This window comes from Nocardioides speluncae, from assembly GCF_003121585.1.
Taxonomy (GTDB): domain Bacteria; phylum Actinomycetota; class Actinomycetes; order Propionibacteriales; family Nocardioidaceae; genus Nocardioides; species Nocardioides speluncae.
Window position 1 is genome coordinate 95,594 of sequence record NZ_QEOO01000036.1, and the last position, 21,291, is coordinate 116,884.

Annotated in this window: 26 protein-coding genes; 8 read left to right on the forward strand and 18 right to left on the reverse strand. The window is 69.7% G+C overall.

Annotated features, from left to right (window positions below; all coding sequences use genetic code 11):
* Complete coding sequence (gene lpdA / locus DDV73_RS18315) at window positions 1–1,377, reverse strand: dihydrolipoyl dehydrogenase (RefSeq protein WP_109508702.1); 1,377 nt, start codon at window positions 1,375–1,377, stop codon at window positions 1–3.
* A gap of 161 nt (window positions 1,378–1,538) precedes the next feature.
* Here lpdA and DDV73_RS18320 point away from each other — a divergent pair, with 161 nt between their 5' ends.
* Window positions 1,539–1,856, forward strand: a complete 318-nt coding sequence (locus DDV73_RS18320) for a hypothetical protein (RefSeq protein WP_109508703.1) — start codon at window positions 1,539–1,541, stop codon at window positions 1,854–1,856.
* A gap of 6 nt (window positions 1,857–1,862) precedes the next feature.
* Here the strand turns inward: DDV73_RS18320 and DDV73_RS18325 are convergent, their stop codons facing one another.
* Window positions 1,863–3,374 carry a leucyl aminopeptidase gene (locus DDV73_RS18325; RefSeq protein ID WP_109508704.1) on the reverse strand — a complete coding sequence of 504 codons (1,512 nt, stop codon included), beginning with the start codon at window positions 3,372–3,374 and terminating at the stop codon, window positions 1,863–1,865.
* 54 nt (window positions 3,375–3,428) lie between these two features.
* Between DDV73_RS18325 and gcvT the strand changes: the two genes are divergently transcribed.
* From gcvT to DDV73_RS18340, 3 genes are all read left to right on the forward strand, one after another.
* On the forward strand, window positions 3,429–4,571 hold the full coding sequence (gcvT, locus tag DDV73_RS18330) for a glycine cleavage system aminomethyltransferase GcvT (RefSeq protein ID WP_109508705.1): 1,143 nt from the start codon (window positions 3,429–3,431) through the stop codon (window positions 4,569–4,571).
* Window positions 4,572–4,648: 77 nt separating this feature from the next.
* Window positions 4,649–5,179, forward strand: coding sequence for an RNA polymerase sigma factor (locus DDV73_RS18335; RefSeq protein ID WP_109508706.1), 531 nt, complete (start codon window positions 4,649–4,651; stop codon window positions 5,177–5,179).
* Window positions 5,179–6,342 (forward strand): hypothetical protein, encoded by a 1,164-nt coding sequence (locus tag DDV73_RS18340; RefSeq protein ID WP_154402805.1) that lies wholly within the window; start codon window positions 5,179–5,181, stop codon window positions 6,340–6,342. The genes DDV73_RS18335 and DDV73_RS18340 overlap by 1 nt, the downstream gene beginning before the upstream one ends.
* Before the next feature lie 6 nt (window positions 6,343–6,348).
* On the opposite strand, the gene DDV73_RS29750 is transcribed toward DDV73_RS18340, so the two are convergent.
* The 8 genes from DDV73_RS29750 to DDV73_RS18380 form a co-directional block, all read right to left on the reverse strand.
* The gene (locus DDV73_RS29750) at window positions 6,349–6,870 is read right to left on the reverse strand and encodes a DUF4189 domain-containing protein (protein ID WP_109508708.1); all 522 of its coding nucleotides are present in this window, start codon (window positions 6,868–6,870) and stop codon (window positions 6,349–6,351) included.
* A gap of 118 nt (window positions 6,871–6,988) precedes the next feature.
* Window positions 6,989–7,504: a DUF4189 domain-containing protein gene (locus DDV73_RS18350; protein WP_109508709.1), complete on the reverse strand. Its 516-nt coding sequence runs from the start codon at window positions 7,502–7,504 to the stop codon at window positions 6,989–6,991.
* Window positions 7,505–7,661: 157 nt separating this feature from the next.
* Entirely contained in the window at window positions 7,662–8,414 is a 753-nt protein-coding gene (locus tag DDV73_RS18355; RefSeq protein ID WP_240617354.1) for an adenosylcobinamide-GDP ribazoletransferase, read from the reverse strand.
* Complete coding sequence (locus DDV73_RS18360) at window positions 8,411–8,935, reverse strand: bifunctional adenosylcobinamide kinase/adenosylcobinamide-phosphate guanylyltransferase (RefSeq protein ID WP_109508710.1); 525 nt, start codon at window positions 8,933–8,935, stop codon at window positions 8,411–8,413. Before DDV73_RS18360 ends, DDV73_RS18355 begins: the two co-directional genes overlap by 4 nt.
* Window positions 8,932–9,750: an ECF transporter S component gene (locus DDV73_RS18365; RefSeq protein ID WP_109508711.1), complete on the reverse strand. Its 819-nt coding sequence runs from the start codon at window positions 9,748–9,750 to the stop codon at window positions 8,932–8,934. Before DDV73_RS18365 ends, DDV73_RS18360 begins: the two co-directional genes overlap by 4 nt.
* Window positions 9,747–11,363 carry an ABC transporter ATP-binding protein gene (locus tag DDV73_RS18370; RefSeq protein WP_109508712.1) on the reverse strand — a complete coding sequence of 539 codons (1,617 nt, stop codon included), beginning with the start codon at window positions 11,361–11,363 and terminating at the stop codon, window positions 9,747–9,749. Before DDV73_RS18370 ends, DDV73_RS18365 begins: the two co-directional genes overlap by 4 nt.
* Window positions 11,360–12,478, reverse strand: a complete 1,119-nt coding sequence (locus tag DDV73_RS18375; protein ID WP_109508713.1) for an energy-coupling factor transporter transmembrane component T — start codon at window positions 12,476–12,478, stop codon at window positions 11,360–11,362. The genes DDV73_RS18370 and DDV73_RS18375 overlap by 4 nt, the downstream gene beginning before the upstream one ends.
* 172 nt (window positions 12,479–12,650) lie before the next feature.
* Window positions 12,651–13,385, reverse strand: coding sequence for an SCO2322 family protein (locus DDV73_RS18380; protein ID WP_109508714.1), 735 nt, complete (start codon window positions 13,383–13,385; stop codon window positions 12,651–12,653).
* Between the two features lie 216 nt (window positions 13,386–13,601).
* Between DDV73_RS18380 and DDV73_RS18385 the strand changes: the two genes are divergently transcribed.
* The gene (locus DDV73_RS18385) at window positions 13,602–13,859 is read left to right on the forward strand and encodes a hypothetical protein (protein WP_109508715.1); all 258 of its coding nucleotides are present in this window, start codon (window positions 13,602–13,604) and stop codon (window positions 13,857–13,859) included.
* 78 nt (window positions 13,860–13,937) lie between these two features.
* Here DDV73_RS18385 and DDV73_RS18390 read toward each other — a convergent pair whose 3' ends face one another.
* Both DDV73_RS18390 and DDV73_RS28265 read right to left on the reverse strand, forming a co-directional pair.
* The gene (locus DDV73_RS18390) at window positions 13,938–14,513 is read right to left on the reverse strand and encodes a class F sortase (RefSeq protein ID WP_161962453.1); all 576 of its coding nucleotides are present in this window, start codon (window positions 14,511–14,513) and stop codon (window positions 13,938–13,940) included.
* A 16-nt stretch (window positions 14,514–14,529) separates the two neighbouring features.
* Window positions 14,530–14,775, reverse strand: coding sequence for a hypothetical protein (locus tag DDV73_RS28265; protein WP_161962454.1), 246 nt, complete (start codon window positions 14,773–14,775; stop codon window positions 14,530–14,532).
* A gap of 195 nt (window positions 14,776–14,970) precedes the next feature.
* Between DDV73_RS28265 and DDV73_RS18395 the strand changes: the two genes are divergently transcribed.
* Window positions 14,971–15,765 carry a thymidylate synthase gene (locus DDV73_RS18395; RefSeq protein ID WP_109508717.1) on the forward strand — a complete coding sequence of 265 codons (795 nt, stop codon included), beginning with the start codon at window positions 14,971–14,973 and terminating at the stop codon, window positions 15,763–15,765.
* Entirely contained in the window at window positions 15,755–16,249 is a 495-nt protein-coding gene (locus DDV73_RS18400; RefSeq protein WP_240617355.1) for a dihydrofolate reductase, read from the forward strand. Before DDV73_RS18395 ends, DDV73_RS18400 begins: the two co-directional genes overlap by 11 nt.
* 29 nt (window positions 16,250–16,278) lie before the next feature.
* Here the strand turns inward: DDV73_RS18400 and DDV73_RS18405 are convergent, their stop codons facing one another.
* The 6 genes from DDV73_RS18405 to DDV73_RS18430 all read right to left on the reverse strand — a co-directional run bounded on the left by DDV73_RS18405 (window position 16,279) and on the right by DDV73_RS18430 (window position 20,340).
* Window positions 16,279–16,782: a GNAT family N-acetyltransferase gene (locus DDV73_RS18405; RefSeq protein WP_109508719.1), complete on the reverse strand. Its 504-nt coding sequence runs from the start codon at window positions 16,780–16,782 to the stop codon at window positions 16,279–16,281.
* On the reverse strand, window positions 16,779–17,057 hold the full coding sequence (locus tag DDV73_RS18410) for a type II toxin-antitoxin system TacA family antitoxin (RefSeq protein WP_109508720.1): 279 nt from the start codon (window positions 17,055–17,057) through the stop codon (window positions 16,779–16,781). The genes DDV73_RS18405 and DDV73_RS18410 overlap by 4 nt, the downstream gene beginning before the upstream one ends.
* Window positions 17,058–17,154: 97 nt before the next feature.
* A complete protein-coding gene (locus DDV73_RS18415; RefSeq protein WP_154402806.1) occupies window positions 17,155–17,583 on the reverse strand; it encodes a hypothetical protein in 429 nt (142 codons plus the stop codon).
* A gap of 9 nt (window positions 17,584–17,592) precedes the next feature.
* Entirely contained in the window at window positions 17,593–18,081 is a 489-nt protein-coding gene (locus DDV73_RS18420; protein WP_240617356.1) for a dihydrofolate reductase, read from the reverse strand.
* 36 nt (window positions 18,082–18,117) lie between these two features.
* Complete coding sequence (locus DDV73_RS18425; RefSeq protein WP_154402807.1) at window positions 18,118–19,212, reverse strand: CapA family protein; 1,095 nt, start codon at window positions 19,210–19,212, stop codon at window positions 18,118–18,120.
* A gap of 27 nt (window positions 19,213–19,239) precedes the next feature.
* Window positions 19,240–20,340 (reverse strand): CapA family protein, encoded by a 1,101-nt coding sequence (locus DDV73_RS18430; RefSeq protein WP_161962455.1) that lies wholly within the window; start codon window positions 20,338–20,340, stop codon window positions 19,240–19,242.
* A gap of 46 nt (window positions 20,341–20,386) precedes the next feature.
* Between DDV73_RS18430 and dapA the strand changes: the two genes are divergently transcribed.
* The gene (gene dapA / locus DDV73_RS18435) at window positions 20,387–21,286 is read left to right on the forward strand and encodes a 4-hydroxy-tetrahydrodipicolinate synthase (RefSeq protein ID WP_109508725.1); all 900 of its coding nucleotides are present in this window, start codon (window positions 20,387–20,389) and stop codon (window positions 21,284–21,286) included.
* The last annotated feature ends 5 nt before the right edge of the window (window positions 21,287–21,291 follow it).

Consider the following 21,291-nt stretch of genomic DNA (forward strand, 5'->3'; position numbering starts at 1 on the left):
TCAGGCGTGGGCATGGAGGGGCTTACCGGCCAGCGCCAGGTGGGCCTCGCCGAGGGCCTCGTTCTGGGTCGGGTGGCCGTGGACCAGCGGCGCCACGTCCTCGGCGTACCCCTCCCAGTTGTAGATCAGCTGGGCCTCGCCGATGAGCTCGCCGACACGGGCGCCGACCATGTGGATGCCGACGACCGGGCCGTCCTTGGCCCGGATCAGCTTCACGAAGCCCTGGGTCTTCAGGATCTGGCTCTTGCCGTTGCCGCCGAGGTCGTAGGTGATCGACTCGATGCCGTCGGCGCCGTACTTCTCCGTGGCCTCCGCGGTGTCGAGGCCCACCGAGGCGATCTCCGGGTCGCTGTAGGTGACCCGCGGGATGCCGGCCTCGTCGATCGGGGTCGGGTCGAGGCCGGCGATGTCCTCGGCCACGAAGATGCCCTGCTGGAAGCCACGGTGGGCAAGCTGCAGGCCGGGCACGATGTCGCCGACGGCGTACACGCCGGGCACGTTGGTGCGGCAGCGCTCGTCGGCGAGCACGAAGCCGCGCTCCATGGCGACGCCCTGCTCGTCGTAGCCGAGCCCGTCGGTGGTCGGGCCGCGCCCGACCGCGACCAGCAGCAGCTCGGCCTCGATCACGTCGCCGCCCTGGACGGTCACCGCGACCCCGGAATCGGTGGTCTTGACCGACTCGAACGGGGTGCCGGTGAGGAAGTTGATCTTGCGCTTGCGGAACGCCCGCTCCAGCGCCTTCGACGACGCCTCGTCCTCGGCCGCAACCAGCCGGGGGAGCGCCTCGACGATGGTGACCTCGGCGCCGAACGAGCGCCATACGCTCGCGAACTCGCAGCCGATCACGCCGCCGCCGAGCACGATCACCGACGCCGGCACCCGGTCAAGGGTCAGCGCCTGCTCGGAGGTGATCACCCGCTCGCCGTCGATGTCGAGGCCGGGCAGCGACTTGGAGTAGGAGCCCGAGGCGAGCACCACGTTCCTGCCCGTGTACGTCGTGTCGCCGACCGTGACCGCGTTCGGCCCGGTGAGCCGGCCCTCACCCTCGATGACCGTGATGCCGCGCGAGGCGATCAGGCCGGTGAGGCCCTTGAAGAGCCGGGAGACGACGCCGTCCTTGTACTTGTTGACGCCGGCCATGTCGATGCCGTCGAAGGTGGCCTGGACGCCGAACTGCGCGGACTCACGAGCCAGGTCGGCGACCTCGGCAGCGTGCAGGAGGGCCTTGGTCGGGATGCAGCCGACGTGCAGGCAGGTGCCGCCGACGTTGCCCTTCTCGACAAGCGCGACGTTCAGCCCGAGCTGGGCCGCTCGCAGCGCACAGGCATAGCCGCCGGAACCTGCTCCCAGGATGACCAGGTCGAACTCGTCGGACACGTCAGGCCCCTCTCTCCACGTTGCGGTCGCCGGATCGCGGCGTACTCGTCGGCCATCTTCGCACCCTTCGCCAGTCGAACCACACCGGCCTCCTCGGGCTTCGGTGCCACACTGTGCGCATGGGATTGTTTGATCGGTTCCGCGGCACGTCGGGACCGCGCATGAGTCGACCGTCCGGCGACCGCAGGGGCACCGGCTCCACGCGGGTCCGCGCCGCCGACCGCGACGACGAGCAGCACCTGCTGGACTTCGTCACCTCGCGCCGCGGCGTCGAGGGGTTCGTGGAGCCGCGGACGGCCGTCAGCGACGTGACGCTGCTGCTGGTCGCCCACGACGGCGAGTGGACCCGCCGGCGGGTGCCGTCGGTGCAGTGGGCGCACAAGTTCGCGAACAAGCACCAGGTGCCGTCGTACGACGCGGCCGTGGTCGGCATCCCGCAGCGGATGCGTGAGTACAACCGCCGCCAGAAGGAGCGCTAGCCCCGCCTACGCCTCGGCCAGGCCGCGCGCGTAGTCGACCAGCGTGGTGATCGCGAACCCGGTGCCGCCGGAGGTGACGTGGCCCCACGCAGCACCTGAGTTGAACGCCGGGCCGGCGATGTCGAGGTGTGCCCACGGCACCTCGCCGGTGAACTCCCGCAGGAACGCCGCCGCGAACAGCGCGCCGCCCCAGCGCACCCAGTCGTGCTGGGAGAGGTCGGCGATCTTGCTGCTGTGCACGCGCTCGGTCATCTCGGGCGGGATCGGCAGCGGCCAGAACGCCTCGCCCGCGGACTCGGCGGCCGTGGTCACTGCTCCGACGATGTCGTCGGAGCCCATCACGCCGGCCATCCGGGTGCCGAGCGCGGCGACCATATGGCCGGTGAGGGTGGCTACGTCGATGATCACGTCCGGCTCTGCTTCGGTGGCCAGATGCAGGGCGTCGGCGAGGATCAGCCGGCCCTCGGCGTCGGTGTTCGCGATCTCGACGGTGCGGCCGCCGTAGATCGTGATCACGTCGCCGGGCCGCATCGCGCTGCCCGAGATCATGTTCTCCGCGAGCGGGAGGTACGCCGAGATACGGACCGGCAGCCCCAGTTTGGCGATCGCCAGCGTGGCCTGGGCGACGGCGGCCGCGCCGGCCATGTCGCTCTTCATCTCCGGCATCGAACCGGACGGTTTGATGGTTAGGCCGCCGGAGTCGAAGGTGATCCCCTTGCCGACCAGTGCGACGTGGGCCTTCGGCTCGTCGGGGGTGTAGTTGAGCTGGACCAGTCGCGGCGGCGCGTCCGAGCCCTTGCCGACGCCGATGATGCCGCCGTACCCACCCTTCGCGAGTGCCTTCTCGTCGAGCACCTTGATCGTCAGCTTCGGGGCGTCTGCGTCCTTGGTGGCCGCGGCGTGCGCCTCGGTCAGCCGGTCGGCGAGCATGGGCGGCGTCAGGTCGCCCGGCGGCTCGTTGACCCAGTCGCGGGCGGTGATCACAGCGTCCGCCAGCACCTGGGCCAGCTCGAACGCCTGGTTCGCGTCCTGGGTGCGCGCCGCCGGGCTGAGCACCACGATCTCGCCGGGCCGGGTGTCCGGCTTCAGGCTGTCGCGCTGGTACGTCGTGAACGTGTAGCCGCCGAGCAGGAACCCCTCGGTCGCCGCCCGCACCAGCTCCGGCGAATCAGCCGGCAGCGCCAGCGCGACCGAAGCTGCATTCGTGACCGCGCGAGCCGCCACACCGGCGGCCTGTCGGACCGCGTTCGGACCGAGCTTGTCCTGGTCGCCGAGCCCGACGATCACTAGGAGCGGCGTGGTGACCTGGTCGCCGGTCGGAACCAGCGCCTTCTCACCTGCCTTGCCGGTCAGGCCGAGGGTCGCGAGCAGCGGACGGAACTTGCGCCCGTACGCCGACACCACCTCTTCGGAGCCGGGTGCCGGCGCCACGCCCTTGGCGGTCTTAACCACCCCGATGACCACGGCGTCGGCGCGCGTCTTGGCAGGACTTGCGTTGCGCAAGGAGTACGACGTCACCGACGCATGTTAGCGATGCGCGGACGAACGACCGCATTGCGATAGGTTCCAGCCATGTCTGAGCAGACTCCCCAGGAGCCCGGTCCGGAGGCCGCGGGCACCCTCCTTACCTCGCCGCTGCACGACCGCCACGAGGCGCTCGGCGCGAAGTTCGCGGAGTTCGGCGGCTGGTCGATGCCGCTGGAGTACACGACCGGCGTGGTCAAGGAGCACACCGCCGTTCGGGAGGCGGTTGGCATCTTCGACGTCAGCCACCTCGGCAAGGCCATGGTCACCGGCCCCGGCGCGGCGGCGTACGTCAATGCGACGCTGAGCAACGACCTCGGCAAGATCAGCCCGGGCAAGGCCCAGTACACGCTCTGCTGCGACGCCGAGACCGGCGGCATCGTCGACGACCTGATCGCGTACCTGCAGAACGACGAGCACGTGCTGCTCATCCCGAACGCCGCCAACACCGCCGAGGTGGTACGCCGGCTCGCCGCGGAGGCGCCCGAGGGTGTCTCGATCACCGACCACCACCAGGAGTACGCCGTACTCGCGGTGCAGGGCACCAAGTCCGACGAGGTGCTGGCCAAGGTCGGGCTGCCGGTTGGCCACGAGTACATGTCGTTCGTCGAGGCCGACTTCGGCGGTACCGGCGTGGTGGTCTGCCGCACCGGCTACACCGGCGAGCGCGGCTACGAGCTGGTCGCGAAGAACCAGGTCGCCGGCGAGCTCTGGGACGCGATCGTGGCGGCGGGCGAGGAGTTCGGGCTGCTGCCCGCTGGGCTCGGTGCCCGCGACACGCTGCGGACCGAGATGGGCTACCCGCTGCACGGTCAGGACATCACCCTCGACGTCACCCCCAACCAGGCTCGCCTCGGCTGGGCCGTCGGCTGGAAGAAGGACGCCTTCTGGGGCCGCGACGCGCTGCTGGCCGAGAAGGAGGCCGGTCCGAAGCGGCTGCTGCGTGGCCTGGTCGCCGTCGGCCGCGGCATCCCGCGGCCCGGCATGGGCGTCACGCTCGTCCAGGACGTCCCCCTCTGCGACATCACCTCCGGCACCTTCTCCCCAACCCTGAAGAAGGGGATCGGCATGGCCCTGGTGCCGACCATGGTCAACCCCGACGCCGAGGTCGGTGTCGACGTCCGCGGTCGCCGCGAGATCTTCCAGCTCGTGAAGCCGCCGTTCGTCGACACCTCCGTCCGCGAAAGCTGACTACGGATCCAGCCAACCTTCTCGGTCGCAGCGTCGTATCTACGGTGTGACCGCTAGCTCGGGCTGAAGGAGATCGGGTGGGGCGTAGGGACGACGGGAGGTACGCCGAGTTCGTGGCGGCGTACCAGCACCGGTTACGAGGTACGGCGTACCTGATGACCGGTGACTGGGCGACGGCTGCTGATGTGACTCAGGAGGCGTTGATCCGGGTCTATGTGGCGTGGCCGCGGTTGCAGAAGGACGGCGCCGGGGTGTCGGCGTACGCGCATCGGGCGTTGCACTCGGCGGTGGTCGACCAGTACCGGAAGAACTCGCGTCGGGAGAAGAACGAGGACCGAGTTCCGGTCGTGGCTACCGTTGCAGATGGCGCCGAGGAGCGCGCGGACCGTGATCTGTTGGCGCAGGCGCTGCGTGCGTTGCCGGAGCGGCAGCGGGCGTGTGTGGTGTTGCGGTACTTCGAGGACCTGAGCATTGCCGATGCTGCGGCAGCGTTGAAGGTCTCGACCGGGACGGTCAAGAGTCAGACCTCTCACGGTCTGGCCGCGTTGAAGCAGGAGCTGGCGCGGCTTGGCGGCCCGGATCTGGTGGGCATGGGAGGTGAGGCGTGATGGATGAGCTTCGTCGAGCCATGCTGGACGCCGGTGCCCCTCGCGATGAGTGGCAGGCCGACCTGACCGGTCTGATGGCTGCGGGTAAGCAGCGGGTGCGCAAGCGCCGGATGATCGCCACCGGTATCGCGGCCGCCGTCGTTACGGTGATCGGTACGACCGCTGCCCTGGCCGGCGTGCCCGGTCTGAACAAGTCCGACCCCGACCCGGTCAAGGACCGGCACAGCGGCGTGTACGTCGAGGAGCGCATCTCCCCGGCCGAGGTTGATCGCCGGTGCAACATCGTGCTCGCGCTGAAGGGGATGAAAACCCAGAATTGGGTGGCCGGCGTCGGCCGGGATGGGCGCGCTGTTCCAGCGTCGGAGTCGTCCCGTACCGTCGAAACTCGCGTCGGTTCGCTGATTGATCTCGCACCCGAGGGAGCGCAGGTGAGCGTCAGTACCGACGGCGGCGCTGGCGGATCGCCGAGCGACAGGTCGGCCGAATGCATCATCCCGCAGATCAACATGCTTGACGCCGACGCGTGGCGCGGAGGCACAGGGCTGCCCGATCTTGATGACAATGCTCGAATCGCGGAGGTGTGCTCGCGAGTGGCTCGCTATGACCTCGAAGGATGGGAGGTCCTCGTTAGTTCGGAGAGCAGAACCACGAGAGTGGCGATATTGATGTCTGACAATGGCTACTCATCAGTGTGTGAGTTGTGGCATGGCGGCGGACGCGTCAGCATCGACCCGCAGCCGTGGAGTGATAGTAGCGGCCAGCCAGTCCTCCCCGATGCAGACAGCGGACCAGAGGACCCTGATCGGTACCGAGGATTGGTGCCCATCTGCGCCATGGACGGCGTCGGCATGGCGGACTGCAGCCTTGTGGCGGTTATAGCCGGTCTTCCCGACGGATTTCGCGTTGAGACCATGCTGCCCGACGGCACGTACGTCGGTGCCAAGACGGTGCGGGGTGCGGTTGCCTACCGTTTTAGCGCACGTGAGAACCACATCAGCAACTGGCAGTTCCCCGTACGAGTGCTGGATTCACGCGGAGCAGAGGTCTGGTCGGGTCGGCCGGAGAACCAGACCCAGCCTGGCGGCGGCGTGGCATCTAGCGAGGTCTTTATGCCTGGTCCTGCCACGCACCACGGCGGCGGGAAGCGTGGCAGGACCAGGTGATGCGACTCAGTAGTTGCGGGAAGTGCAGAACCAAGCGCGAGCTTCGGCGCCATTGGCGGCGCGCCGCGCCTTCCGCTTCGCCTGCTTCACCGTGTACCCGGCGGCTGAGTGGATCCAACCACGGACCGTGCCGTCCTCACGACGTCGGTAAGCCGTCGCACCACAGCCGTTGCGAACCGAGATGACGGTCGCGCACTGTGATGGGTAAGACTCTCGGCGGCAGGCTTGGTACACGGCGCGTCGCACGCCGTCCCGGCCCCGTTCGTGCGCGTAGTTGTAGGCGAGGACCCAGTAGCCCGTGTACTTGTTTACGGCGATTGCCCCCCAGCAGTTGGGGCGCTGGCAGCGGCGGGCGGCGAGCTTCATACCTGCGTCTGTCTTGGCGATTGTGACTGGTTGATGGGGGGCGGTCCCGTCTGAGCCGGATTGCGTCACCGCAGAGCTAGTGGCGGCTGTCCCGGTGACGACGAGGACGGCGGTGAGAAGTGCGCCAAGGACGAGGCGTGTTTGCACCCTGATTGGGTTCATTGAAACTCCTGGTTCGGTAGTTCGACAGGTGCCACTACCCTTACCAGTCGATTGCGTTTGCAAACCTGTCGGGTGCGGCGAGCCTGCGTTTCGTTCGAACGCAGGCTCGCCACATCTCCTAGCTGGGCCGGTAGCGGCTCGTGCATGCCCGTCCGCGGGTCTGAGCGCCTGGACCGGCTTCCTTCTTCGCGCGGCGCACAGCGTCCCACTCGTTGTAGTAGTTCTTGCCGTAGCCCCAGCTCACAACCTGACCTCCCGAGTAGACGAGGGCAAGGGCCGCGCAGGTGTTCCTGAAAGTGGTGATGCGACGGCAAGTTCCGGAGTGCTTGGCGCATTCCTTGTAGGCCCTGCGGTTGGCGTAGGTCGCGTTTCTGTAGTCGGTGGAGAAACCCACAGCGTCGCGCGACGGGCTGTAGTAGATCGCGCCGTAGCACGCTAGGCGATGAGGCGGCGCGGAGGTGTTGCAGCCGTAGCTGCTGGCAACCCTCGTCGAACGTTCGGAGGTGCCGGGGACGATCTCGCGGTTGGTCCCTGCATCGGGCTTCGCGATTGCGGTCGTCGTGCCCGCCACGATCAGGCCGATGGCGAGGAGCGCACCGACGAGAACCCGCGCGGGTGTGGTCAAGCTGTGCATAGAGGGATCTCCTGTGTCTTTTCGGACATTGGTTGGTGGCGCACCAGCACGCAGCCGCGGCACCCAGGAAATCCCTCAAACGGCACGTGCCGAACACGTGCGCCATCGATAATGTCACCCTACTTAGTTGACTTTAAACTCGACCCTAGGGTTGGACTCAGACCGCGAACGCGGCAACCATCAGGGCAGCGGTGAAGGTGACCTCGACGCAGGCGCCGTACACGTCGCCGGTGAGGCCGCCGAAACGCCGCCGAGCGTGGAGCGCAAGTCCGACGCCGGCAAGCAGGCCGAGGGCGGCGAATCCCAACCGTGGCGCATCGTCCACCACGAGTACGCCGACCACCAGCGCCGCGGCGACCAGGAGGCTGACCAGGGCGCGAAGGGGAGGGACGCTCCCGGCGACCAGGCTGCCGAGGCCGTCCGCTCGGGCAGCGGGGAACCACGCCGTACACAAGACCGGAAGCACGGTGCGGCTGACCACGAGTGCGACAGCGAGGGCGGCGGGCGCGTGCGCACCGCACTCGGCCAGCGCCGCGACCTGGATAAGCAGCGACAGCACCAGCGCGACGACGCCGAAGGGCCCGATGTCGGACTTCCGCATGATCGCGAGCGCCTCGTCACCGCGCCGCCCGGAGCCGAGGCCGTCGGCGGTGTCGGCGAGGCCGTCGAGATGCATGGCCCGGGTGAGTACGGCGAGTACGGAGACCGCGAGCGCGCCCATCAGCAGGGGCTGGCCAAAGCCGTCGTACTCCATCGCCAGTGCCCACGGGCCCGCGACCAGCAGCGCCAGCACGCCGCCGGCGAGCGGCGCGAGCGTCATCGCCCAGCTCGCGACCGGTCGCGAGACGGTCGTGGGCGGGCGCACCGGGAGGATCGTCAGCGTCCCGAACAGCAGGCGGAGTGCGTTCACAGCCGGACGACTCGTCCGGCGATGCACCACAGCACGTCCTCGCACACGTCGGCAACGGCAGTGTTCAGCAGCCCCATCTGGTCTCGGAACCGACGCCCGGACGGGGTCGCGGGGACCACACCCTGGCCGACTTCGTTGGTGACGAGTACGACGTCACGCGAGGTCGCTCGGAGCGCCGCGACCAACCGGTCGCCCGCGGCCTCGACGGCGGCGACCGCGGCGGTAGGCTCGTCCGCCCACGCACCCGCGTGATCCATCGTCCGGGTCAGCCACAGCGTGAGGCAGTCGATGAGCAGCGGCCCGCCGTCGACGCCCAGCAGCGTGACCAGGTCGGTGGTCTCCACGGTCGCCCACTCGGCCGGCCGGCGCTCCTGGTGGATCCGGACCCGCTCCTGCCATTCGACATCGTCGCCGGGCGAGTAGGCGGTCGCGACGTAGGTGACATCGTCGCGCCCGGTCAGCAGCCCTTCCGCCGCGCGCGACTTGCCCGACCGGGCGCCACCGATCACCAGGGTCTTCACGACAGCTCCTTCACAGGGTCAGCAGGTTCGAACCGCACCGGTACGTCGAACGCGGCCAGCCGCGACACCCTGCGCAGCGCTCGCAGCAGCGGTGCACCCGCCACCAGGATCACCAGGCAGGTGAAGACGCCGCGGCTGACGTCCCAGATGACCGAGGTGGCGGCGTAGTAGCGCGCATAGCGGGCCAGGTTGCCGACCGCGGACGAGGTGGCCTCGTAGCTCAGGCCCTCGCCGTAGTGGGCGAACGGCCAGAACCACAGGTTCATCAGCGCGCCGTACACCACCCCGAGCAGGAATCCGACCGCCGCCAGCATCAGCACCTCCCACCGGCCGCGGACCCGCGGCAGCGACCCGGAGACCATCCCGACCCAGCCGGCCGCGATCATCTGGAACGGCAGCCACGGCCCGACGCCGCCGGTCAGCAGCGCGCCCACGAACAGCGTCAGGCAGCCCTGCACGAACCCGAACCCGCGCCCGAACACCCGGCCGCCGAGCATGATCACCGCGAAGCTCGGCTCCAGACCGGCGATGCCGGGGGAGAGCGCCCGGAGGGCGCCCCCGATCGCCGACAGCATGCCGAGCAGCGCGATCGCCTTCGCATCCAGCCCGCCCGCGTTCACCTCGCCGAGCACGATCATGGCCAGCAGTGGCAGCACCAGCACGAAGATCCACGGCGCGTCCGCGGAGTGCGACGACGCCTCGGCGACCGTCGACGGAGGTACGACGAAGGGCCAGCCGAACGCGCCCAGCGTCACGATCGACGCCAGCACTAGCGCGATCGTCGCCGTCCAGGAGAACCGGATCACGCCCGTCATCGTTCCTCCGGCGTGGTCTCGACGACGCTCGCCGGCGCTCGCTGCTCGACCACCGAAAGGGCGTCCGCGACGTCGCGCGCGGTGAGCCACGGCTGCGGGGCCATCACTTTGGCGACCTGGGGGGCGAAGGCAGGCGAGGAGACCACGACGTCGGGTGCCGAGCCGTCGGCGACCACCTCGCCGTCGGCGAGTACGACGACCCGCGAGGCCACCTCGGCGACCAGCTCGACGTCGTGGGTGGCGAGCACGATGCCGTGCCCATCGTCGGCCAGCTCGCGCAGGATGCTCACCAGCCGCCGCTTGGCGGTGTAGTCCAGCCCGCGGGTCGGCTCGTCGAGGAGCAGCAGCTTGGGCCGGGCGGCGAGGACCACGGCCAGCGCCAGGGTCAGCTTCTGGCCCTCGGACAGGTCACGCGGGTGCTGCTCGTCGGGCACGCCGGGCGCCAGTCGCTCCAGCAGCGCGCGGGTGGTGCCGGGCGCTGCGCCGGCGTCGCGGTCGGCCGAGGCGCACTCGGCGGCCACGCTGGCGGCGTACAGGATGTCGGAGGGGACCTGCGGGACCAGGCCGGCGGCCGCCACGTCCACCCGGCCGGAGGTCGGCTTGTGGATGCCGACCACGGTCTTCAGCAGCGTCGACTTGCCGGCACCGTTGCGGCCCATCAGCGCGACCACCTCGCCCGCGCGGACCTCCAGCGTCAGGCCGCGAAGCACCGGCCTCCGGGCATAGCCGGCGACCAGGTCGCGGCAGCTGGCAACCGGATCGCCAACCGTGGCGGCGCGGTGCGCGGGCGGCTCGGCGCCGGCCAGCCGGTCGCGCAGCTCGCCGGCCCGGCGCCGCGCGTCGCGCACGGTGAGGGGCAGTGGTGACCAGCCCGCGGTGCGGCCGAGCTCGACGACCGGCGGCGCGATCGGTGTACCGGCCAGCACCTCGGCGGGTACGCCGTCGACCGGCGCCGCGCCGGCACCGGGCAGCCAGACGATCCGGTCGGCGTGCTGAACCACCCGCTCCAGCCGGTGCTCGGCGAGCACGACGGTCAGCCCGAGGTCGTGGACCAGCCGCTGCAGCGTGGCCAGCACGTCCTCGGCCGCGAGCGGGTCGAGCGCGGAGGTCGGCTCGTCGAGGACCAGGATCCGCGGGTGCGCGGTGAGCACCGAGCCGATCGCCACCCGCTGCTGCTGGCCGCCGGACAGGTGCGCCAGCGGCCGGCCGCGCAGGTCGGCGAGGCCGAGCAGGTCCAGCGTCTCCTCGACCCGCTTGCGCATCACCGGCGCCCGCACGCCGAGCGACTCCATCGCGTAGGCGAGCTCGTCCTCGACGTTGTCGGTGACGAACCCCGCGACCGGGTCCTGCCCGACGAAGCCGACCACGTCGGCCAGGTCGCGCGGGCGGTGGGTACGGGTGTCGCGGCCGTCGACCTCGACCTTGCCGCGGAGGGTGCCGCCGGAGAAGTGCGGGACCAGGCCGTTGATCGTGCGCAGCAGCGTGGACTTGCCGGAGCCGGTGCTGCCCATGACCAGCACCAGCTCGCCCTCGGGCACCTCGAGGTTGACGCCGGCCAGCACTGGCGTGGTCGCTCCGTCGTAGGTGACCGAGACGTCGTGGAAGCGGATCATGCGGCCACCTCGAACGCGGCCGAGCTGACCGGGTACGGCGGCGCGAGCACGGCCGGCAGCAGACCGGCCAGGATCCCCACGCAGGCCAGCACCGGAACCGGCGGTACGTCGGTCGGCGAGGCGAGCGTGAGCAGCGCAGGGGAGTGGTCGGCGGTCCAGAACATGGCCGCGGCCACCAGCACTCCGCTCCCCGCGACCAGCACCTCGGGCAGGGCCCACGGGTCCGGCCGGTACCGGGTGCGTCCGGTACGGCGACCGCCCAGCCACAGCCCGGCGACGCCGAGCGCGGCGCCGGCCAGCAGCAGCGGGGTGCCGAAGGAGTGCGCGGTGAGCAGTCCGTAGACGCCGACCATCAGCCCGAACGCGCCGATCAGGACCAGCGCCGCGGTGGTGCGCCGGGCAGCGGCCGACTCGCCCGTCGTACGGCCGTAGCCACGGGAGTCCATCGCGGCCGCCAGGTCCACCGACCGCTCCAGCGAGCCCTCGAGGATTGGCATCGCCAGCCGACCGAACGCGCGCAGACCGCGTCGCGAGCCGCGAAGCCGCCCCGCGGACCGCACCCGGGCGGCGTCGGCGGCCAGCTGCGGCGCGAAGGTCAGCGCGATCACGCAGGCGATCCCGATCTCATAGAGCGCGCCCGGCACGTATCGGAGCAGCCGGCGGGCGCTGCCGAGGGCATTGGCCGCGCCGATGCAGCAGAAGATCGTGGCCAGCTGCAGGCCGTAGTAGACCGCGGTCAGCACCGCCTCGAGCGTCACCGCGCCGCCCAGCTTGATGCCGGTGGAGTCGGGCAGCGGGATCTCCGGCAGCGTGAACAGCACGGCCAGCCCCTGCGCCTGCGAGGACAGCAGGGCCTGGAAGAAGACGTGGATCGCGATCACGATCAGTGCCAGCCGGAAGAACAGCCCGTAGGAACTGGCCCAGGGGGTGTCGCCGCGGCGCGCCGTCACCACGAACCAGGTGACCGCGATGATCAGCACCAGCGGCACCGGGTTCGTCGTACGCGTCGCGGCCGCCGCAAGCCCGAGCGCCCACAGCCACCAGGCGCCCGGGTGCAGGACACGCGGGTAGTAAGTGCCCCGAATGCGAAGTCTCTTCACGCGTGGCGCGCCCATGGCGCGCACCTCGCTGCGTTGGCGACCCTCGACAGACAAACCCGGTCTGCCTTGGTGTCGCCGCCTTGCGATGCGCACACCCTGAGCACGCCACGCACGAAGCGACTTCGCATTCGGGGCACTCGGAAGGTGGTGGGGACGCACGGGCTCTCGGTTCGCGGCGGTACGCCGCTTACGCGGCGGTCTTGTTGCGGCGGCTCAGCAGGACGCCGCCGACGATGATCGCGAGTACGACCGCACCGATCGCGGCCAGCAGCGGGACGTTGCTGCCCTCGTCGCTCTCCTCGGCCGATGCGTCGGTCGAGGCGCCACCGTCCTCGTGATGGTCGCCCTCGTGGCCGGCCAGCTCGAACTCGACCGGGTCGGCCGGGTCAGCCGGCGTCGCCTGCTCCACCAGCACCGAGCAGCCGGCGGCCGGGTAGCCCTCGATGGCGCAGAGCAGGCCCTCCTCGGCGCGGGTCTTGGCCACCGCGCTCAGAACCTGGAGGCCGGTCGCCTTCTCGTCGGCCTGCGCGCAGGCGGCGGTCGGCGCGGGCGGCTCGGCGCCACCCTCGGCGTCCTCGGGTACGCCGTAGTCGATGATCACCGCGACCCGCTTCTTGCCGTCGGCGGCGTCGACGTGCTCGCAGATGGTGTCGAAGGTGAGCTCGCCGAGGTCGGCGCGCGGCAGGTTGGGCTTGGTGAAGTCGGCCGGTGCGGCGAACCGGTAGGCCTCGATCGAGCCGTCGGCCGGGACGGTGGCGCCGACGCCCTTGGTTGAGGTGACGAACTCACCGTCGGTGACCTGGAAGTAGGTCCAGTAGCGGTAGATGTCGGCCCTGGCCTCAGCCGGGCTGGTGGCGACGAGTCCGCCGCAGATGGTGAACAGCGTCGCGAGCAGCGCTGCAAAGAATGCTTTCCGGGCCATGAGTGGCACCCTTCCGTAGACCTCGACGGTATTGAGTGGAGCCGTGACCCCACTCGGTGTTCCGGCTCACCTCGCGCGGTCTGCGCGGGCCTACGGTTGCGGGTCAGCGCCGGACTTCGACCGGCTTCCCCGAACGGGATACAACCGATGAAGTCTTGCTCGCGCCACGGCTCCCCGTCAAAGCGGTCGGCGCCGTTCGCGCGTTAATCTCGACACATGACGCTGCCCGAACAGCCGCCGACGTTCCGCCCGGCCCCGGCCGCCGCCCGCCCGTGGTGGTGGCGCCTCGAGGACGCCGCGGGTTCCGAGGTCAAGGTCAAGGGCCAGCTCGCCGGGGTCCGCTTCGCCTCCCAGGCCGACGCCGAGTCGTGGGTGGGGGAGTTCTGGGCGGAGCTGGCCGACCTGGGCGTCGACGGGGTCACGCTGTTCGAGGCCGACCGTCAGGTGTACGGGCCGATGTCGCTGCACGCGTGACGGCGGCCTTGGTTTACTTCGAGACGGTCGCTGCGCGACCTCCTCAGCACAAGTCGAGACGGTTGCTGCGCAACCTCCTCAACCGGCAGCGGTAGCGAAGACCACGACGTTGTCAAGGTAGCGACCGGCGCGCCGGTCGTAGGCGCCGCCGCAGGTGATCAGCCGCAGCTCGGCGCCCGGTGTGGCGCCGTACACGCGGCGGGTCGGGAAGCGCTCCTGGGCGAACCGGCCCACGCCGGTGATGGTGAACGTCCGGGACCCGCCGTCATCGAGGCGCACCACGATCCGATCGCCACGACGGGCCTCGCCGAGCCGTGCGAACACGTCCGGGCCGTGCGCGGAGTCGAGGTGGCCGGCGATCACGGCGGCGCCCTTCTCGCCTGGCTCCGGTCCGGCGGCGTACCAGCCGGCGATGCCGTACGGCGGCGGCTTGAGCTCGCCGTTCGTGCCGAGTAGCAGCGGCCGGAGACCGGCCCGGATGCCGAGCCGCGGCACTGAGACCCGGCTCGGGTCAGCGACCTCCGAGACGGGTGCCGCGGTAGCGGTGGCTGTCGGACCGGCCGATCCGGACGTCGTTTGGCCGCCGTTCGCACATCCACCGCCGGTCGTGACCAGGGCGAGCACCAGGCCGGTGGCGGCGGCTGCGCGCCGCACCGGCCCGATGCTGGGACTAGTGGCTGGCAAGGCCCCCGCCTCCGGTGTCGACTCCGCCACGCGGCGCCTGCCCGTCGTCGCCGTCGTCGCTGTCGTCATCGTCAGCGCCGTCGTCGTCATCGTCGTCGTCGTTCACGACGGCGGTGTACGACGAGCCGTGCGTACCCGGCGCGGCGTTCGCGGCGGCCGACGTCAGGCCGGCTCCCGTCAGGGCAGCAACGAGCACCGCTAGGGCGATCAGCGTTCTCTGGATCAGCTTCACGTCAGCTCCTCCTTGGTCGAAGCAGCGGGCCTCTGGTCCGGTCCGCCGTCGGTCTTCACCGTGGTGGGCGCAGATGGGGTCAAGGTGAGGAGCGGCTGAGAGCCCTTCATGTCCGATAGCGGATAGTTCTGGCCTGTTGTGGGCTGGGTCTTGGTTCAGCGGCCACGGCGCGGGATCGCAAAGTAGGCTGGCGATGTGCAGGCCTATCTCGATCTGGTACGACGGATTCTCGACGACGGCGTGACCAAGGACGACCGCACCGGCACCGGCACGCTCAGTGTCTTCGGCCATCAGATGCGGTTCGACCTGCGGGCCGGATTTCCGCTGGTCACGACCAAGAAGATCCATACCCGGAGCGTGTTCGCCGAGCTGTTGTGGTTCCTGCGCGGCGACACCAACGTGAAGTGGCTGCAGGACCGCGGCGTCACGATCTGGGACGAGTGGGCCGACGAGGCCGGCGACCTCGGGCCTGTCTACGGCTACCAATGGCGGTCCTGGCCGGCCCCCGATGGCCGCCATATCGACCAGATCGCGCAGATTGTGTCCAAGATTCGCAACGATCCCGACTCGCGTCGCCACATCGTCAGCGCCTGGAACGTCGCCGACATCCCGCAGATGGCGCTGGCACCGTGCCACACGATGTTCCAGTTCTACGTCGCCGATGGTCGCCTTAGCTGCCAGCTCTACCAGCGCAGCGCGGACGTGTTCCTCGGAGTCCCGTTCAACATCGCGTCGTACGCGCTGCTCACCCACATGGTCGCCCAGGTCACCGGCCTGGAGGTGGGCGACTTCGTGCATACCCTCGGCGACGCACACCTCTACTCCAACCATCTCGAGCAGGCCCGGCTGCAGCTGACCCGCGAGCCGCGGCCGCTGCCGTCGCTGTGGCTCGACCCGACGGTGACCGAGCTGGATGCCTTCGACCTGGAACACATCGAGGTCCGGGCCTACGACCCGCACCCCGGCATCAAGGCTCCCATTGCCGTCTGAGGGGGAGGTCTCGGGCAAGCGCGTGGTGATGGTGGCCGCGGTCGCTGACAACGGAGTGATCGGCAAGGAGGGCGGCGTACCCTGGCACCTGCCCGAGGACATTGCGCATGTACGCCGGGTGACCACCGGCCACACGATGGTGATGGGTCGGCGTACCTTCGAGCAGATCGGCCACCCGCTGCCGTTCCGCACGAACGTCGTGATCACCCGGCAGCCGTACTGGAGCTTCCCTGCCACCTTCGCCGCGCGCGACGTCAACGATGCGCTCAGCCTGGCCGATCGGTTCGACGGTGATGTCGTGATCTTCGGCGGCGGCGAGGTCTTCGAGGCCGCCTTCCCGTTCGCGACGCACCAGATCCTCACCGAGGTCCATCAGTCGCCCGAGGGCGACACCTTCTACCCCAAGTGGCACCGGGAGGACTGGAAGGAGACCCGCCGCGAGCCTCACGACGGCTACGACTTCGTGTGGTGGGAGCGCGCTTAGCACCGCTCGTTGCTCACCAACCTGCAAGATCAGGTGGCGTCGAGAGAAGCGCGAGCGTCCTTGATGAGCAACATCAGGTGAAGCGGGTCGGTGGGTGACGACTCGAAGCCTTCGCGTGCGTAGAACTCACGTGCCCGGTCGTGCAGGGCATGAACCAGGAGGACCCGGACGCCGATCAGATCCGCCGCCTCTATGGTGCGGCGGATCGCGTCCCGCAGCAACTGTCTGCCCAACCCGCTGCCTTGATGTTCTTGGTCGACGGCGAGTCTCGACAGGAGTACGCCAGGTACTGGGTCGGGCATGTTGCGGCGCACGCGACCGCGCAACTCCTGGTGGTAGATCGCAGCGGACGCGAGCGCGTAGTAGCCGACGACCTGTCCACCGTGGGTGGTGACGATGCAACGCGACGCGCCCTCTAGATGGTTCGAGAGAGCGCGCTTGCGGAGGTACTCGTCCAGGCTCGGCTCACCGCTGTCGAATGCCGCGACTTCGTCATCAGCAGCCAGTGCGCGCGGGCGCGTGTACCCGGTCATGCCTCGTCGACGAAGACCGACGGCTCGGCGAGCAGCTCGACCAGCGCGGGGTTCGTCTGAACCGGACGGTCGAGCACAGCGCGGAAGTCCGCCCAGGCGGCGTCATTGAGGACGAACACGTGCCGGTCGGCGAGAACGTCGATCGCATGAGTGACGGTGGCCCTGACCGTAAAGTCCGTAACAGTGGCACCTTCGGACTCTGCGGCACGCTTGATCAGTGCCTCCTGGTCGGCAGAGAGGCGCACGGCGATTCTGGAGTCTTTGGTGACAGCCATGGCAGTCAGTGTGTGCCTACCAGGCACACAAGGTCAAGGTGACAGGCAAGCCTGATAGGCGACGGCTACGACCTCGTGCGATGAGAGCGGCTGTAGATCAGCAGAGCTCGGCCGGGAGTACCCACGCCAGTGAGCCCGCGGCAACGAGCACCCCGACGGCCGCGAGCGCCGGTGCGCCGTACTTGACCGCCGAGTTGCCGCGGCGCCAGGCCGGCGCCAGCTCGACGCCCGCTGAGAAGGCGCTCGCCCGCTTTCGAAGGATGAGCACCACAGGAAAGAACGCGAGGATGGCCGCGACAGCGACAGCTGCCAGCCAGACCTGGTCGTTGAAGATGAGCACAATCAGGCATCCGGCGCTGAACAGCGCCGCAATCCCGTCGAGGTAGGTCGGCCTTCTTTGCTGGAAGGCGCTCGACGGAAGCCAGGCCAGCGCGCACCCGATGAGAGCGACTATCGCAATGGAACCGCTAGCGAAGACAACAAGCATTGCCGTGTCGATCTGGTGCTCGGTCAGGCATCCGGCCACGGGCATACCTCAGTCCGCGCGCTCGTAGGTCACCCAGCTGAACTCGTCGCGGTCGTCGGTGGCCACGACGACCCAGCCCGACGGGTCGATCTCCGGGAAGAACGTGTCGGCGCCGTCGACCTTGTCGTGGACGTGGGTGAGCTCGAGGCGGTCGGCCAGGTCGAGGGTCGCCCGGTAGATCTCCGCGCCGCCCACCACCATCACGGTCCGGTCCGGCTGCAGGGTGGCTGCCAGCTCGATGCCCTCGTCAACGGTGTGTACGACGTGCACGCCGGGCGGCGCGGGCCAGTCGAGCTGCCGGGTGACCACGATTGTCGTCCGGCCCGGCAGCGGCCGCCCGATCGAGTCGTAGGTCTTGCGGCCCATCAACAGCACGTGGCCGAGCGTCAGTTCCTTGAACCGGGCCAGGTCGGCCGGCAGCCGCCACGGGAGGTCGCCGTCCTTGCCGATCGCGTTGTTCTCGTCCATCGCGGCGACGAGGGTGAGTGGATGCGGCACGAGCCGGAGTCTAGGCGGTGACATCCGGCCGGACCGTCAACCCCGCTGGCGCTTCGGCGGTCCGGAGAGGCTGATCGCGGCCTCGCCGTGGGGTGCGGCGGACATGTCGAAGTGGGTCGGGATCGTGCTCAGCTTGACGACCTTCGCGGGCGCGTCGCCGAGCTGGCTGAGGGTCACGACGGCGATCAGGCCGTCCATGGTGCCGGGCGCCACACCCTCCTGGTCGCCGACGATGTTGCCGAGGCCGTAGACCACCCACTTGCCGTTGACCTTGCCGATCTCCTGGACAACGTGGGCGTGGTGGCCGTAGACCATGGTGATCGCCTTGCTCTTGGTGAGCTGCTCGGCGATCTCGGTCTGGTAGGCGCTGGGCTCGGTGGTGTACTCGTCGCCCCAGTGCAGCGCGACCAGGACCGCGTCGGCGCCCTCGGCGCGGGCTCGCTTGGCGTCCGCGATGATCCGGTCCGCGTCGATCAGGTTCACAGACCACGGCTTGTCGGAGTCGACCGGCATCCCGTTGGTGCCGAAGGTGTAGCTCAGCCAGCCGATCTTCATGCCCTGCTTCTCGAAGAAGGCGATCTTCTTGGCCTCCTCCGGGGTGCGCGCGGTCCCGGTGTGCTTCAGCCCGGCCTCGTCGAGCGCGTCGAGCGTGCTCTCCACGCCGTCGAAGCCCTGGTCGACGCTGTGGTTGGACGCGGTCGAGCAGGCGTCGTACCCGATGGCCTTCAGGTCGGGCGCGATCTGCGGCGGCACCGAGAACAGCGGGTAGCTCTCGTACGGACCGCCCTCGCGCGCGATCGGCGGCTCCATGTGGCAGATCCCGATATCCGCACCGGAGATCGCCGGCTTGATCGCGGCGAACATCGGCCGGAAGTCGAAGTCACGCTGGCCGCCCTCGCGAGCCGCGGTCTGCGCGGCCGAGCCCCAGACCGTGTTGTGGAGGAGTACGTCGCCGGTCATCGCCAGCGTGACCTTGGTCGGCTTCGGAGGCGCCGACTCGCTCGCCGATGGCGCTCCCTGCGGGTCGTCGCCCTCGCCGGAGCCCGACGAAGAGGAGCAGGCGCCCAGGGCGAGCGCGGCAAGCGCCAGCCAGGCAGCCGTGAGTTGGGTGGCCCGAGAACGAGTAGTCACGGGGTCCAAGGAAACCACAGCTCCCTATCAGGGCCGCTGGGGCCCGCCGGTCAGCCGCACCCTGGTCTCGCCGTACGGCGGCAGGTCGTGCTCGATCACCGTACGCCGGGTCACCAGCTTGCTCACCTTGGCCTGCCGCTCGCCCCTCTGCGTGAGGGTCACGATCGCGACGAGCCCGTCGTTGACGCCGTCGGCCTCGGTCTCCTGCTTGGCCAGCGAGTTGCCGAGGCCGTAGACCACCCAGGTGCCGTTGACCTTCTCGACCGGCTGTACGACGTGTGCGTGGTGGCCGTAGACCATGGTGATCGCCTTGCTCTTGGTGAGCTGCTCGGCGATCTCGGTCTGGTAGGAGCTGGGCTCGGTGGCGTACTCGTCGCCCCAGTGCAGCGCGACCAGGACCGCGTCCGCGCCTTCCGCACGTGCTTGCTTGGCGTCGGCGATGATCCGGTCCGGGTCGATCAGGTTGACCGACCACGGCTTGTCGGAGTCGACCGGGAGCCCGTTGGTGCCGAAGGTGTAGCTCAGCCAGCCGATCCTCATGCCCTCGGCCTCCAGCACCGTGGGCTGGTCGGCCTCGGCACGGCTGCGAGCGGTGCCGGTGTGGACCAAGCCGGCACGGTCCAGCGCGTCGAGCGTGGTGGTCACCCCGTCGAAGCCCTGGTCGACGCTGTGGTTGGACGCCGTCGAGCAGGCGTCGTACCCGATGTCCTCGAGGTCGGCGGCAAGCTGCGGCGGCACCGAGAACTGTGGATAGCCGGAGTAGGGCCCCCCCTTGGGGGCCAGCGGCGTCTCCAGGTGACAGATCGCGAGGTCGGCCTCGGCGACGACCGGCCGCAGTCCCTTGAGCATCGGCCGGAAGTCGAACTGGCGCGCCCCGCTCTTGCGCTCGGCGTTGTCGGCGGCAACCTCGAAGAGCGTGTCGTGCGCGAGTACGTCGCCGGTCAGCGCGATCGTCACCTTGGTGGGCCGCGGCTTGCCCTGGGCGGCGGTGGGCGACACCGACGCGCTCGGGACCTCCTCCGGTCCGGTCTTGCCGGAGTTGCCGATCAGGGCCGCGTAGACGGCGGCTGGGACGCACACCAACGCGAGACCCGCGACGGCTAGCACCCAGCCCGTTGGGTTGCGCACGAGGATGCATGAAACCACAAACGTGATCAACGGATAACCTTGCACCATGACGGTCTCTTCCCCTGCTGCCCCGTTCGGCCGGATGCTCACGGCCATGGCGACCGCCTTCCACGACGACGGCACGCTCGACCTGGACGGCACCGCCCGGATCGCGGCCCACCTCGTGGACAACGGCAACGACGGCGTCGTGGTCTCCGGGACCACCGGCGAGTCGCCGACCACCAGCGTCGAGGAGGACGGCCAGATCCTGCAGGCGGTCAAGGACGCGGTCGGCGGCAGGGCCAAGGTCGTGGCCGGCGTCGGCACCAACGACACCCGACACTCCGTCGAGCTCGCGGTCCAGGCCGAGAAGATCGGCGTCGACGGCCTGCTGCTGGTCACGCCGTACTACAACAAGCCGTCCCAGGCGGGGCTGGTCCACCACTTCAAGCAGGTCGTGGACGCCAGCGACGTACCCGTGATGCTGTACGACGTGCCGCCGCGCGCGGCGGTCAAGATCGAGCTCGACACCTACCTTCGTGCCGCCGAGTGGGACACCGTGATCGCCGTCAAGGACGCCACCGGCGACCTGACCAGGGTGCCCCGGCTGATCGACGCCGGGTACGCCGTCTACTCCGGTGACGACGCCGCGACGCTCGGCTTCCTCGCCCACGGCGGCTGCGGGCTGGTCAGCGTGGTCGGCCACGTCGCCGGCCGCGAGCTCGCCGAGATGATCGACACCTTCCTGGCCGGCGACCACGCCGCCGCCCTCACCATCTTTACGCGGCTGCTCCCCGCGTTCGACGCCGTCATGGGCGTCCCCAACTACGGAGCAACCACCGCCAAGGCAGCTCTCCAGCTGCGTGGCGTGCTCGACAACCGCAACGTGCGGTCCCCGCTCGTTCCCCTCACCGACGACGAGGTGGCCGCTCTCCGAGCGGGCCTCGAAGCGTCCGGCCTTATCTAGGAGTC